Consider the following 13,614-nt stretch of genomic DNA (forward strand, 5'->3'; position numbering starts at 1 on the left):
CCTATGTCCAGCGAAGCTACCTTCGGCCTCATGCAGATCGGCCTGGCCACCGCGAGTGATATTCGCGATTGGTCCTTCGGCGAGGTCAAGAAGCCGGAAACCATCAACTACCGCACGCTCAAGCCTGAGAAGGACGGCCTCTTCTGCGAGAAGATCTTCGGCCCGTCCCGGGATTGGGAGTGCTACTGCGGCAAATACAAGCGCGTGCGCTTCAAGGGCATCATCTGTGAGCGCTGCGGCGTCGAGGTGACCCGTGCCAAGGTCCGCCGCGAACGGATGGGCCACATCGAGCTCGCCGCTCCGGTGACCCACATCTGGTACTTCAAGGGCGTTCCGTCGCGCTTGGGCTACTTGCTCGATTTGGCTCCGAAGGACCTGGAAAAGGTCATCTACTTCGCGGCCTACATGATCACCAGCGTGGACGAGGAAATGCGCCACGCCGATCTGCCGAACCTGCAGGCCGAGCACGACCTGGAGAAGAAGCAGCTCGTCGACACCCGCGATGCCGACATCGCCGGCATCGCCCGCGACCTCGAAGGCGAGCTGACCAAGCTCGAAGGCGAGGGCGCGAAAGCTGCCGACAAGAAGAAGGCCCGCGATTCGGCCGACCGCCAGATGGCGAACATCCGCAAGCGTGCCGATGCCGACATCGAGCGTCTCGAGCAGGTCTGGGACCGCTTCAAGAACCTCAAGGTCACCGACCTGGAAGGCGACGAGGCGCTGTACCGCGAACTGCGCGACCGTTACGGCCTGTACTTCGAAGGTTCCATGGGCGCCGAGGCGATCAAGAAGCGCCTGGAGAACTTCGACATGGAAGCCGAGTCGGAGTCGCTGCGCGACACCATCCAGAACGGCAAGGGCCAGCGCAAGACCCGCGCCCTGAAGCGTCTGAAGGTCGTCAATGCGTTCCTGACCACCAACAACAGCCCGCTCGGCATGGTGCTTGACGCCGTCCCGGTGATCCCGCCGGAATTGCGCCCGATGGTCCAGCTCGACGGTGGCCGGTTCGCCACCTCGGACTTGAACGACCTCTACCGCCGCGTGATCAACCGGAACAACCGGCTCAAGCGCCTGCTTGATCTGGGTGCGCCGGAGATCATCGTCAACAACGAAAAGCGGATGCTGCAGGAAGCCGTCGACTCCTTGTTCGACAACGGTCGTCGTGGCCGTCCGGTCACCGGGCCGGGCAACCGCCCGCTGAAGTCCCTGAGCGACATGCTCAAGGGCAAGCAGGGTCGTTTCCGGCAGAACCTGCTCGGCAAGCGCGTCGACTACTCGGGCCGTTCGGTCATCGTCGTCGGCCCGCAGCTGAAGCTGCACCAGTGCGGTCTGCCCAAGCAGATGGCGTTGGAGCTCTTCAAGCCGTTCGTGATGAAGCGCTTGGTTGACCTCAACCACGCGCAGAACATCAAGAGCGCCAAGCGGATGGTCGAGCGTTACCGCCCGCAGGTCTGGGACGTGCTCGAAGAGATCATCACCGAACACCCGGTGCTGCTCAACCGCGCACCAACCCTGCACCGTTTGGGCATCCAGGCGTTCGAGCCGCAGTTGGTCGAAGGCAAGGCAATCCAGCTGCACCCGCTGGTCTGTGGCGCCTTCAACGCCGACTTCGACGGCGACCAGATGGCCGTGCACCTGCCGCTGAGCCCCGAGGCCCAGGCCGAGGCGCGCATCTTGATGCTCTCCTCGAACAACATCCTGAAGCCGTCCGACGGCCGTCCGGTCACCCTGCCTTCGCAGGATATGATCATCGGCCTGTACCACTTGACCACCAAGCGGGTCGGTTCGGCTGGCGAAGGCCGCATCTTCACCTCGCCGTCCGAAGCGATCATGGCCCACGACGCCGGTGTGCTGCACCTGAACTCGAAGGTCAAGATCCGGCTGGACGACTTCGTGCCGTACGAGGGCTGGGAAGCTCCGGAAGGCTGGGAACCCGGTCAGCCGGCCTTGGTCGAGACCTCGCTCGGACAGGTCATCTTCAACGACACTTTGCCGGCGGATTACCCGTGGGTGGAGAAAGTCGCGGACAAGGGCCAGCTCTCCGAGATCGTCAACGATCTGGCCGAGCGCTACCCGAAGGTCGTCGTGGCGGCAACGCTGGACAACTTGAAGGATGCCGGTTTCTACTGGGCTACCCGCTCGGGCGTCACCGTCGCGATCTCGGACATCGAGGTGCCGGCTGCCAAGCCGGCGATCCTCGAAGGCTACGAGGTCAAGGCCGCCAAGGTGCAGTCCCAGTTCGAAAAGGGCCTGATCGCCGACGACGAGCGCCGTCAGGAACTCATCGACATCTGGAACCAGGCGACCAACGACGTGGCCGACGCGATGCGCAAGAGCCTCTCCGCTTCCAACACGATCAACCGGATGGTTTCCTCCGGTGCTCGTGGCAACTGGATGCAGGTTCGGCAGATTGCCGGTATCCGTGGTCTGGTGGCCAACCCGAAGGGCGAGATCATCCCGCGTCCGATCAAGTCTTCGTACCGCGAAGGCCTGTCGGTCTTGGAATACTTCATCGCCACGCACGGTGCCCGTAAGGGTCTGGCCGATACCGCGCTGCGTACCGCCAACTCGGGGTACCTGACCCGTCGCCTGGTGGACGTTTCGCAGGACGTCATCGTTCGCGAAGACGACTGCGGCACCGAGCGCGGCTTGACCCTGCCGATCGCCGTCGCTGACGCGAACGGCGAGCTGACCATGCACGAAGAGGTCGAGAACTCGGTGTACGCCCGTACCCTGGCGACCGAGGTCACCGACGCCAAGGGCAAGGTGCTGGCCGAGGCCGGGGCCGACGTCGGCGATGTGCTGATCGACGAGCTCTTCAAGGCCGGCGTCACCGAAGTCAAGGTCCGTTCGGTGCTCACCTGTGAGTCCGCGGTCGGAACCTGCGCCCAGTGCTACGGCCGTTCCTTGGCCACCGGCAAGCTCGTGGACATCGGTGAGGCCGTCGGCATCATCGCCGCGCAGTCGATCGGTGAGCCCGGTACTCAGCTGACCATGCGTACCTTCCACACCGGTGGTGCGGTTTCCGCCGGCCGTGGCGAGGACATCACCCAGGGTCTGCCGCGTATCCAGGAGCTCTTCGAAGCCCGTACCCCGAAGGGTGTCGCTCCGATCGCCGAGGCCGCTGGCCGCATCACGATCGAAGAGACCGAGCGGCAGATGCGTCTGGTGCTCACCCCGGACGACGGCTCCGAGGAACTGGCGTACCCGATTCTGCGCCGGGCCCGTCTGCTGGTTGCCGATGGCGATCACGTAGAGGTCGGCCAGAAGATGATCGTCGGTGCCGTGGATCCGAAGCAGGTGCTCCGAGTGCTCGGCCCGCGTGCCGCGCAGAAGCACCTCGTGGAGGAAGTCCAGGGCGTGTACCGCAGCCAGGGCGTAGGCATCCACGACAAGCACGTCGAGGTCATCGTCCGGCAGATGCTCCGTCGCGTGACGGTCATCGAGTCCGGCGACTCGAACCTGCTGCCGGGCGAGCTTGCTGAGCGCGGCCGCTTCGAGACGGAAAACCGTCGCGTGGTGTCCGAGGGCCAGAAGCCCGCTTCGGGACGTAACGAGCTGATGGGTATCACCAAGGCTTCGTTGGCTACCGAGTCCTGGCTCTCCGCGGCATCCTTCCAGGAGACCACCCGCGTCTTGACGCAGGCGGCCATGGAAGGCAAGAGCGATCCGTTGCTCGGCCTGAAGGAGAACGTGATCATCGGTAAGCTGATCCCGGCCGGAACCGGTCTGCCGCGCTACACCGATATCACGGTGGAGCCGACGGAAGAGGCCAAGGCGAACCTGTTCACCGCGCCGAGCGCGTTCAGCGACTTCGATTACGCGGGAGTCGGTGGCGATCTGGCCCCCGAGTTCCACGCAATCCCGCTGGACGACTACGATCTGGGTTCAGAGTACCGCTGAGCACAGACTGAATAGCTAGAAGGTATGTCCCACTGAGCCATGGTGCTCGGTGGGACATACTTGTTTCTGCCCACTGAGCAACCCGGCCCAGTAGGAGGAGCTCGCGCGTGGCGGACGTTGCGGGCAACTCGATGCAGACATGCTGGACGCTTTGTCCGTAGGATGGCCTAACGAGTTGTCCGAGTCAGGGAGTGCTGTGAGCAACGACTTCGTCCCCCAGGAGGGGGCGCCAGAGACGCCGGTGGACCCGACGGTGCCATGGAACGGGGAGCTGCCGGTGAACCCGGGGCAAAGTCCCTATCAGCAGCCGTATTTCGCGGCACAGACACCGGCCCCGGCGCCGCCGAAGCGACCGCGGCGGGCTTTGCTGCTCGGCTTACTCGCCAGTGGTCTGGTGCTGGCGCTTCTGGTGGTCGCTGGTGGAATTTGGCTGTTCAACGCCGGCGAGCGGAATGCACCGGCGAAGCAGGTGGCTTCCTTCCTGACCGCCTTGGTCGAGGGCCGGGCCGAAGATGCAATGCGGCTCAGCGGCAATGTGCTCCAGGATCAGGACAAGACGCTGATCAACGATGCCGTTTACCAGAACGCGTCGAACAAAATCAGCGGATTCAGTATCGGGCAGACCCGGATCGCCAATGGCAAGGCCACCGTGAGCGCCGAAATTTCCCAAGGCGGCGAAAGCTATGCCGAAGAGTTCGCGCTCTCACTCGATGGGAAAGAGCTCTTCATCGACAAGTGGCGGCTGGATCCGATCGTGCTGCCCACGATGACGGTCCAGCTCGCCGGCCCGGCTTCACTGGGTCTGACGGTGGCCGGCGTCGGCCTGAAACCGGATCTGGTGCCGGCGACCGCGACCCAGCCGGAATCGCTCAAAAAACTCAGCGTCAAAGCACTGCCGGCGGACTACCCAGTGGCTGCGGCCAACTCAGATCCTGATCTGACCACCAATCAGGCGACGGCGAAGGTCCGGGGGTTCAACAGTGCGAAGCCGCAGAACGCGGTGGTGGCCGCAACCCTGAACGAAGCTGGAAAGGCTTCGATCACGGCGGCGGTGAACCAGTATTTAGACGCTTGCGCGGCGCAGCGCACGGCGGTGCTCAAAGACTGCCCGTTCAGCGGCAAAGCGGATGATCCGCTGCTCTCGCAGTACCAGGTCAGCAACGCCCGGTGGAGCATCGTCACCAGGCCCACCCTGAGCATTGCGGAGTGGAGCCCGTCGATCGGCTGGCTGGTGTTGAGCACGGCTCCCGGGACTGCGAGTTTCGCGGCCGATCTTTCGAACAGCGTCAGCAGCGGCACCGCGAGCATCGACGCGATGACATTTTCCTTGGGCGGCCAAGTCCTCGGCTTCAAGGACGGTGTGGCGCAGTTCAGCCGGCCGACGCCCGGTACGCAGAGCTGAGCCGCAGCCCCGAAGCCCCTGACTGGCCCCGCCCAGGGTGGTTGGGCGCGGGGTGGTTGGGCGAGGGGTGGTGTGGTTCAGCCGTGGTCGATGTGGCCGAGTGCTTGGTTGAGGAATTCCTGTACGTGCTGGTCGAACAGCGAATAGATCACCTGGCGCCCGTCGCGGTGCCCGCTGACCAGATTCAAGTGCCGAAGGATCCGCAGGTGGTTCGAGATGGTCGCCTGCGCCATCCCGCAATCTTCCACCAGCGTGCTCACGGAGCAGGGGCCGTCGTCGAGCCGGGCCATGATCAAAAGCCGCCCGGGGGAGGAGAGTGCCTGCATGACTTGGGCCAAGTCTTCGGCGTGCTCGTTGCTGAGTTTCACGGTTCCATCTTCACCTAGCGTTTGCTGAATCTGATAATCATTAGCAACAACTTCAAATATTTACATATGTCGATATCTAAATGTATACTGTAGTCATGACGATTACCGAAACCAAGCCTCATGTCCACAAGGAAGGCGCGCACGATCACGGGGGGAGCCCGAAGCTGGAGATGGGCTTCGCGATCGCCTCCGGCGTGACCTTCTTGATCGGCACCGCATTCGAATACTGGATCCCGGGGATGAGTTCCTATGCTCTGCCCTTCTTCCTGGCAACCTACTTCTTCGGCGGGTTCTTCACCTTCAGCTCGGCGATCCGCTCGATCCGCCGCGGCCGTTTCGAAGTCGATTTCCTGATGTTGGTGGCCGCCATCGGTGCCGCCACCGTAGGCCGCTTCGCTGAAGGCGCGGTGCTGCTGTTCTTGTTCAGCCTCGGCCACGCGCTCGAGGAATACGCCATGGGCCGGGCCAAGCGCTCCATCGAAGCGCTTGCCGAACTCGCACCGCCGACGGCACTCGTTCGCACCGCTACTGGCGAGATCGAGGAACGCCCCACGGAGGAACTGGTCCCGGGCGAAGTGGTCCTGGTCAAGCCGAACTCCCGGATCCCGGCCGACGGCTTCGTTGTGCTCGGCAATTCCGCGGTCGACCAATCGTCGATCACCGGAGAGAGCATCCCGGTGGAGAAGAGCGCGGTGTCCCGTGCCGCGATCAACAACCCCTCCACCATCGACGATTCCGGCAAGGTCTTCGCCGGCACGGTGAATGGCTCAGGTCCGCTGGAGATCGTGGTCAGCGTGGCTTCCAAGGACAACACCCTGTCCCGCGTGGTGGCCATGGTCCGGGATGCGGATTCGACCAAGTCGAACACCCAGCGGTTCATCGACCGCTTCCAGCGCTTCTACGTGCCGGCCGTGATCGCCGTAGTCGCGATCGTCTTCCTGGTTGGCTGGTTGTTCCTCAACGAGCCGATCGCGGACAGCTTCTACCGGGCGATGCTGGTGCTGGTCGCCGCAAGCCCCTGTGCTTTGGCGATTGCGACGCCGGCTGCGGTGCTTGCCGGAGTGGCCCGGGCGGCCAAGGCCGGCTTGCTGGTCAAGGGCGGCGCTGCACTGGAGAACCTGGGCCGGGTCAACGCCATGGCGTTCGACAAGACCGGCACGCTCACCTGGGGTCAGCCGCGGTTGACCGACGTCGTGGCGCTGCCCGGCGTGGACCGTGCCGAGCTGTCTCGTTTGGCGCTGGCGCTCGAATCGGTCAGCGACCACCCGTTGGCCGGAGCGATCACCCGCGGCCTGGACAGTGAAGTTCCCGCAGACCGCAGGGCTGAAGCGTTGGACCTGCAGGCGGTCACCGGGCGCGGTGTCCAAGCGTATGTGGACAACGAGCTGGTGCAGATCGGCAGCCTGCGGCTTTTCGAAGAGTCCGGGGCGGCGATCGAGGGTGAGTTGCTGACCGCGGTCCAGCAATTGCAGGGCACCGGGCGGACCACCATGGTGGTCAAGTCCGGGGACCGGTTCCTGGGCGTGCTCGGGGTCATGGATGCGCCTCGCCAAGAGGCCAAAGACGTGCTCGATTCGCTGCGGCAGAATGGCGTCCAGCAACTGGTGATGATCTCCGGAGACAACCAGCGGGTTGCCGATGCGGTCGGCAAGCAGGTCGGCGTGGACACCGCCCACGGCGAGCTGATGCCGGAGGACAAAGTCGCTGCGATCGGCAAGATGGGCGGCCAGGGCCGCTACACCGCAATGGTGGGCGACGGCGTCAATGACGCTCCGGCGATGGCCAACGCCACCGTGGGCATCGCGATGGGCGCTGCCGGATCCGCCGTGGCCTTGGAAACCGCCGACGTCGCTTTGATGAGCGACGATCTGGGCCGAGTCCCGTTCCTGATCAAATTGAGCCGGGCCAGCAGCAACATCATCCGGCAGAACTTGATCGCCTCCTTGGTGATCGTGGCGTTCCTGATCCCGGCGAGCTTGCTCGGCATGGAAATGGGCCCGGTGGTGTTCATCCACGAAGGTTCGTCGTTGCTGGTGGTCTTCAACGCGCTGCGCCTGCTCCGGTTCGGCCTGGGCAAGGAGCACGCGGGGATCACCCACGAAACCCGCCCGGTCAACGCCTGACCGGGGTCAGGCGGGCTGGGTTTCCCGCAGCGTGGGAACGTCGGCGGCGCTGGAGAGCACGTAGTCCGGTGCCGCCGACGCGAAGTCCTCGGCGGTCAGCGAGCCGGTGAGCACGCCGACGCTCAGTACGCCGCCCTGATTCGCGGCCTGGACGTCGACCAGGGTGTCGCCCGCGGAGAGCACCGCCCGGACGTCCTGGGCACCGGTGCGTTCCATCGCGCGATGGATCATGTAGGGAGCCGGGCGCCCCGCCCGGACGTCAGTCGTGGTGACCACGGTGTCCAACAGCCCGTCCGGGCCCAGCGACCAGCCCAGCGAATCAAGCAGCGGGTAGGCGACCTCGTCGTCGAAACCGGTGGTGAGCGCGATTTTGATGCCGCGTCCGCGCAGCGTCTGCAAAGCCGATTCTGCGCCGGGGAGCGCTATTGGGGGCCTCCCGGCGTAGAAATCGGCCAACAGGGCCCGGAACCGGGCAAAGGCGGCATGCACGGCCTCGCCGGCCGGCTCCACGCCGCCCAAGCGCATCAAGGCGTTGATTGCGGTCACTTTGTCGGTGCCCATCCACAATTGCAGGTCGGCTTGCGCCACTGAAGCGCCGGTTTCTTCGACGCAGCCGCGCAGGGCTTGGTACACCAGCCCGTGATCGTCGATGGTGGTTCCGGCCATATCGAACACTGCTAACTCGATCATTCTTCTCCTGAGCTTTCGGACCCGGTGCTTTCCGGGTGGCGCGCCGCGCGTTGTTCCGGGTTGTCGATCCTGGCCAGCGGGGTGCGGTTGGCCAAAGTGTTGTCGATCATGAAGCTGGTCAGCTCCGGGCGGTAGCGGTCTTCGCCGTACTCGAGCCGGGAGCCGTCGTCGCTGAAGCTGATCCGGCGTTCCCGCAGCAGCGGGGCGCCGGGCTCGATGCCCAGATAGTGCGCATCTTCATCGGTCGCCGCCACCGCATCGATGATGTGCCGGGCCGAGCTGAGTTCCACGCCGTTTTCGCGCAGGTAGCGGAAAGTGGAACCGCTGTCGGTATCGAAGTTGAACAACGGGTTCCCGGCTTCGGTCACGTAATGGGAGCGTTCCAGCATCGTGGGGGAGCCGTCCAGGAAGCGCAGCCTGAAGACCGCGACGACGGAATCCTCGGCATCGATGCCCAACTGTTCCGCCACGTATTCACCGGCCGGCCGCCGGGCGATTTCGAGTGTCTTCTGGCCCGGCACCCGATTGATGCTTTCGGCCCACTGGGTGAATGACATGAAGGTACCGAAGGACTGCGAAGGCACATCGCCGCGGACCATCGGGGAGCGGCCGCGGCCGCCGGTGATGCTGCCGTCCTGGCGCAACGCCGCAAGCGCCTGCCGTACCGGGCCGCGGGAGACAGAGAATTCTGCGCAGAGTTGCGCCTCGGAGGGCACCAGCGATCCTTGCGGCCAGACGCCGGAATGGATCCGTTTTCTGAATTCCTCGCTGAGCTTGAGGTGAAGCGGGGTTGTCATCACCTCAGCATAACTTCCGCAATGGGCGTGCTGAACGGCTTTGCAGGGCTGCAAAATGAACATTTGGCAAACATGTCTATACAAGTATGCTTTCAACTTGAGCCAGTCGGACGCAGCCCGCAGAGTAGCTGCATGAACACATTTATCGCCGAGGCGGATCTGCTCGTCGTCGGAGCCGGCATCATCGGCTTGGCGCACGCCTTCGAAGCCCAGCAACGCGGCCTCAAAGTCGTCGTACTGGAACGCGACCACCACGCCGTCGGCGCCTCGATCCGGAACTTCGGCCACTGCTGCATCACCGCGCAAGACGGCGATCTGCTCGACCTCGCGGTCGCGGGCCGGCCGCGCTGGCTGGCCGCTGCCCGGAACGCCGGCTTCTTCGCCGTTGAATCGGGTGCGCTCGCGGTGGCCCGCAGCAACACCGAACTGGAACTGCTCGGACAGCTCGCGCAGAGCCGGCCGATGGGGCAGATCCAGCTCCGCTCCGCGGACCAGGTCCGGGAAACGCTTTCCGGCGGCCAACCGGAGATCGTCGGCGGTGCCTGGCTGCGCGACGATCTGCGGGTGGACCCGCGGGAAGCCGTCGGAAGCTTGGCGCAATGGCTGGCCGGGCAGGGCGTGCAATTCTTCTGGAACACCAGCTTCTTGGGACTCACCGCCGCTGGTGCGACGACCAGCCGGGGTGAAATTTCCGCCGGTCATACGCTGATTTGCGCCGGCCACGATCTGGATTACCTGTTTCCCGAACTGGCTGCCGAGCGGGAAGTTTTCCGTTGCGCTTTGCAGATGATCCGGGTGGCTGCTCCGGATGGATTCGAAGTGGCACCCGCGGTGCTGACCACGACGTCGATGCTGCGCTACCCCGCGTTCACGGCGATGCCGGCAGCACGGCGGCTGCGCCAGGAGCTGGCCGAAGCGGATCCGGTGTTGTTGGAGATCGATGCGAACGTGATGTTCACCCAGCGCCCGGACGGCAGTTTGCTGGTCGGTGACTCGCATGTGCTCGGCAAGTCGCAAGCGCCGTTCCAGACCGAGGCCACGAGCGAGGTGCTGTTGGACCGGGCCAGTGCAGTGATCGGACGTGGACCTTTGACGGTCCTGGAGCGTTGGCAAGGGGTTTACGCGGCGAGTCCGCAACAGCCCTATCTGATCGCACCGGTCGGGGAACGGGCGACGGCGGTCAGCGTCACCAGTGGCATCGGCATGACGATCTCCTTCGGTTTGGCGCAAAAGGTGCTCGCAGGGCTGTCCTAAGGGGCAGTGCGGCCGGGCTGCCTCGGGACCAGAATGGGAAGATGAACCGAGGACCACGACGGCAGGCCGGGTGAAGCTCAACCAGGCGGCGGAGCACCAAGCGCCAGTGACCGCCGCGCCCGCCGCCCGGCGTCGTGCCGAGCCGCCGGTGATCGCGACGCTCGGTTCGGAAAACCTGCTCGCTCTGCAGCGCAGTGCCGGCAACGGCGCCACCGCGGAGCTGCTCCGGACACCTGCCGTGGCCCAGCGGAGTGCTGCGGATCCAGTGTTGCAAAGGGCCGGCGGGCACTCCGGCGGAGTCGGTCCGAAAGGCAGCTATGAAATCGAACTGAGCAAAAGCGACTTCTTGAAGGATTCCTTCGTCAAGGGGTCGCTCAAGACCAAATTCGAGTTCACGGTCGAAGCTGCCATTGCCGCTGCCTCGATCAGCGCGGCCGGTTCGGATTTCGGTTCACCGGGCAAGCGCAATGCCGGGGCCAAAGCCGAGATCACCCTGCTCAAGGAGAAACTCCATCAGGAGCTTTGGCTGCTCACCGTGGTCGAACGCAAGGTCAAGCTCGGTTTTGAACTGTCCCGGAAGAAGTTCGACCTCTCCGCCGGCGTGGATTTCAAGGCAGCAACGCCCTTGAAGTGGTTCGACCTCTCCGGCAGCGGCAAGCTGACCGCGGTCGGCGTGGACTGGGAGAAAATGCAGAAAAACCCCGACGACGTGACGCTCGCAGAGCTCAAGTTCGGGGTCAGCGGAGTCCCCAACTTCGTCGTCGAGCTGGGTGGCAGCCGGGTCAAAGTGCAAGGCAAGCTCACCGCGGAAGTCGGGTTCAAGCCGAATTGGCCCAGGATCGTCCAAGAAGTGCTGCTCCGGCAAGCCCAGACTGCCGGTGAAGTGGTTTCCGGCACCGCAGAAACCGCAATGGCCGGCGGGGCTGCGGAAGGCGCTGCGGCGACGGGCGCGGCGGTCGGCGAGGGGGCAATCGGCGTCGGCGCCACCGCTTACATCGGGGCAGCCGCGGCAATCGGGCTGCCGTTGTTGTCGGTGGCCGCCTTGGGCTACGCTTTCAGCCGGATCGACGCGGACATCCAGGCCACCGTCGACGGCGCGATCGCCGGGCAGGACGGCAGGCGTGCCGCCGCGGGCTACGCTGCGGACTACGCGACCGTGATGTCCGGCTACAAATCCGGGTCCGGGCCGGGAGCGGTCGAGGCCGAGCAGCATCTGGACCAGGCGATGGCGAAACTTGCCCGGGAGAACCCGGGCAAGGAGATTTCCCGCCAGGAACTGTGCCGGGAGATCCTGAACCGGCACGGCGGTTATCAGCAATTGGTGAAGGAACTCGAAAAGGCCTTCAAGGAGAAGTACTTCGCGAACACCGTGCAGAACTGGGAAGCCGCGCACCGGCCGGACTTCAGCTGGCTGGAGAATCTCGGCGAAGGCTGGGGCCGCCGCGGGATCTTCGCCCGGAACCTGAGATCGGCGCTCTACGCATACTGAGCGGCTCGCCCTGCGCGGAGAGTGCTCGCAGGATTGCCCCAAAGGGCGGGCGTCTATCCCGGGTCCGGGCCAGGATGGATGCATGAGGACAGCGTTGCGTTTCCGGACGGCCGGATGAAACTCGATCGGGTCGCGCAACAACAGCCAGCCGGGGAGCGGAAGCCGGCGCCGGTTGCCCGGGCAGGACGCCCGGCTGCCCCGCCGATGGCCAAGCTCGGCCCGGAATACGCACTTGCACTGCAGCCCAGCGTCGGGAACTCGGCGGTCGCCTCGTCGATGGTGCAGCGTGAGCCCGAGTCTCCCGCCATGAAGATCGCGCCCAAGGGCTCGCTCGCCACGCCTCCGGTCAAAGGGGAGTTCGACTGGGGCAAGGTCAAAGGGGAGTGGGAGATCAAGGCGGAAGGCTCAGTCGAGAAAACCGGCGCGGAGAACACCTTGGGCGTCGGGTTTGCTCCGGACAAGGACGTACGGGAACAAGGCGTGAAGTTCGAAGCGGAACAGCTCAAGATCGAGATCGCGAAGAGCCTGGGCGGCGTCGAGTTCAAAGAAGGCACCTTCAAATTGGCGGCCGAGGCCTCGGCCAAGGAACTCAAACTGGGCGGCAGCGGCGAGGTCGAAGTCGGGGTGCCCTCGCTCAGCCTGGCCGGCGGCAAGGTCGGTGGGACCTTCGGCGTCGAGGTCGCAGCGATCAGTCTCGAGTGGAAGAAATTCGCCAAGAATCCGAAAGAGTTCGACGTCGCGATCGGCAAGTTGACCGGCGCGATGACCGGCACCTGGGAATACACCCGTGACGGTGAGCCCAGGAAGGCCCAGGTCAAAGTGGGCATCGAAGTCACTTTCAAACCGAATTGGACCGCGATCATCGCTGACCTGCTCGCGAAACGGGCCGCTTCCGCAGCCGCCCAGGCTGCAGCAGAGGCTGCCCTGGCCGCTTCCGAGGGTGCCGGTAGCGGGATCGCCGCGGTGGGCGGCGCGGCGGCCATCGCGCCGCTGGGCGGCATCGCGCTGGCCACCGGAGTCGCGTTGTTCCCGTTGAGCCGAATCGACGGCAACACCGATGCCGGGAAGCAGGGACTGCATCTGGGCAACCAAGGCAGCCGGGACGCGGACCGGTATGCCGACGAGTACTGCCGGGTCCTGGAAAACGGCGCCGCGGGGAGCAGCCAAGGTGGAATGAAGGCGCTGGCCGATCTGCAGACCGCGTTGGCGCAAGCTGCAGCCGCCGTACCGACCAGCGCGGCCGACCCGGATTTCGCCGGGCGGGTGAAGCAGGCGCTCATCCGGGACCAGGGCGGCGTGGACCAGATCCGGCGCAATGTGGTTGGTCGGTACAAGAAGGACTTCTACCAAGCGGCCATGAAGCAGTGGGATGCGGACCATTCCGGGTTCTGGAACAAGGTCTTCGATTGGGACAAGCGGGAATTCTTCGAACGGCACCTGCGGATGTCTTTGTGACCGGTCGGCCGGCTGGCGGGCCAAGCCCCGCCCTGGCATTTCTGGGCAAGTTCACGGCTGCTGCATAGCGGGAGGCCAGCTGAACCGCGTTTTGAGCGGGTAGCCTCGATTTGGTCTGCTCAGGCAACGATGC

Annotated in this window: 9 protein-coding genes; 6 read left to right on the forward strand and 3 right to left on the reverse strand. The window is 64.8% G+C overall.

The genetic code is table 11. The features are described 5' to 3' along the window. Positions 1-3: 3 nt before the first annotated feature. Together JOE69_RS13405 and JOE69_RS13410 are read left to right on the forward strand one after the other, a co-directional pair. Positions 4-3,903 (forward strand): DNA-directed RNA polymerase subunit beta', encoded by a 3,900-nt coding sequence (locus JOE69_RS13405; protein WP_309799505.1) that lies wholly within the window; start codon positions 4-6, stop codon positions 3,901-3,903. 196 nt (positions 3,904-4,099) lie between these two features. Beyond that, positions 4,100-5,305 carry a hypothetical protein gene (locus JOE69_RS13410; RefSeq protein ID WP_309799507.1) on the forward strand — a complete coding sequence of 402 codons (1,206 nt, stop codon included), beginning with the start codon at positions 4,100-4,102 and terminating at the stop codon, positions 5,303-5,305. A 77-nt stretch (positions 5,306-5,382) separates the two neighbouring features. Here JOE69_RS13410 and JOE69_RS13415 read toward each other — a convergent pair whose 3' ends face one another. Further along, positions 5,383-5,673 (reverse strand): ArsR/SmtB family transcription factor, encoded by a 291-nt coding sequence (locus JOE69_RS13415; RefSeq protein ID WP_296365869.1) that lies wholly within the window; start codon positions 5,671-5,673, stop codon positions 5,383-5,385. Positions 5,674-5,768: 95 nt separating this feature from the next. Here JOE69_RS13415 and JOE69_RS13420 point away from each other — a divergent pair, with 95 nt between their 5' ends. Beyond that, positions 5,769-7,796, forward strand: coding sequence for a heavy metal translocating P-type ATPase (locus tag JOE69_RS13420; RefSeq protein ID WP_309799510.1), 2,028 nt, complete (start codon positions 5,769-5,771; stop codon positions 7,794-7,796). 6 nt (positions 7,797-7,802) lie between these two features. Here the strand turns inward: JOE69_RS13420 and JOE69_RS13425 are convergent, their stop codons facing one another. Both JOE69_RS13425 and JOE69_RS13430 read right to left on the reverse strand, forming a co-directional pair. Beyond that, complete coding sequence (locus JOE69_RS13425) at positions 7,803-8,486, reverse strand: phosphonatase-like hydrolase (RefSeq protein ID WP_309799512.1); 684 nt, start codon at positions 8,484-8,486, stop codon at positions 7,803-7,805. Then, on the reverse strand, positions 8,483-9,283 hold the full coding sequence (locus tag JOE69_RS13430) for a GntR family transcriptional regulator (RefSeq protein ID WP_296365863.1): 801 nt from the start codon (positions 9,281-9,283) through the stop codon (positions 8,483-8,485). Before JOE69_RS13430 ends, JOE69_RS13425 begins: the two co-directional genes overlap by 4 nt. A gap of 132 nt (positions 9,284-9,415) precedes the next feature. Between JOE69_RS13430 and JOE69_RS13435 the strand changes: the two genes are divergently transcribed. The 3 genes from JOE69_RS13435 to JOE69_RS13445 all read left to right on the forward strand — a co-directional run bounded on the left by JOE69_RS13435 (position 9,416) and on the right by JOE69_RS13445 (position 13,481). Continuing rightward, positions 9,416-10,537: a TIGR03364 family FAD-dependent oxidoreductase gene (locus JOE69_RS13435; protein WP_309799515.1), complete on the forward strand. Its 1,122-nt coding sequence runs from the start codon at positions 9,416-9,418 to the stop codon at positions 10,535-10,537. Positions 10,538-10,607: 70 nt separating this feature from the next. After that, the gene (locus JOE69_RS13440; protein WP_309799517.1) at positions 10,608-12,026 is read left to right on the forward strand and encodes a hypothetical protein; all 1,419 of its coding nucleotides are present in this window, start codon (positions 10,608-10,610) and stop codon (positions 12,024-12,026) included. A gap of 78 nt (positions 12,027-12,104) precedes the next feature. Beyond that, on the forward strand, positions 12,105-13,481 hold the full coding sequence (locus JOE69_RS13445) for a hypothetical protein (protein WP_309799519.1): 1,377 nt from the start codon (positions 12,105-12,107) through the stop codon (positions 13,479-13,481). Positions 13,482-13,614 lie beyond the last annotated feature (133 nt).

The sequence above is a fragment of the Arthrobacter russicus genome (assembly GCF_031454135.1).
Lineage (GTDB): Bacteria > Actinomycetota > Actinomycetes > Actinomycetales > Micrococcaceae > Renibacterium > Renibacterium russicum.

Excerpts from the sequence above, each read along its gene's own strand:
- JOE69_RS13420 (WP_309799510.1), top strand. The coding sequence starts at position 5,769 with ATGACGATTACCGAAACCAAGCCTCATGTCCACAAGGAAGGCGCGCAC.
- JOE69_RS13405 (WP_309799505.1), top strand. The coding sequence starts at position 4 with ATGTCCAGCGAAGCTACCTTCGGCCTCATGCAGATCGGCCTGGCCACC.
- JOE69_RS13430 (WP_296365863.1), bottom strand. The coding sequence starts at position 9,283 with ATGACAACCCCGCTTCACCTCAAGCTCAGCGAGGAATTCAGAAAACGG.
- JOE69_RS13425 (WP_309799512.1), bottom strand. The coding sequence starts at position 8,486 with ATGATCGAGTTAGCAGTGTTCGATATGGCCGGAACCACCATCGACGAT.
- JOE69_RS13435 (WP_309799515.1), top strand. The coding sequence starts at position 9,416 with ATGAACACATTTATCGCCGAGGCGGATCTGCTCGTCGTCGGAGCCGGC.
- JOE69_RS13445 (WP_309799519.1), top strand. The coding sequence starts at position 12,105 with ATGCATGAGGACAGCGTTGCGTTTCCGGACGGCCGGATGAAACTCGAT.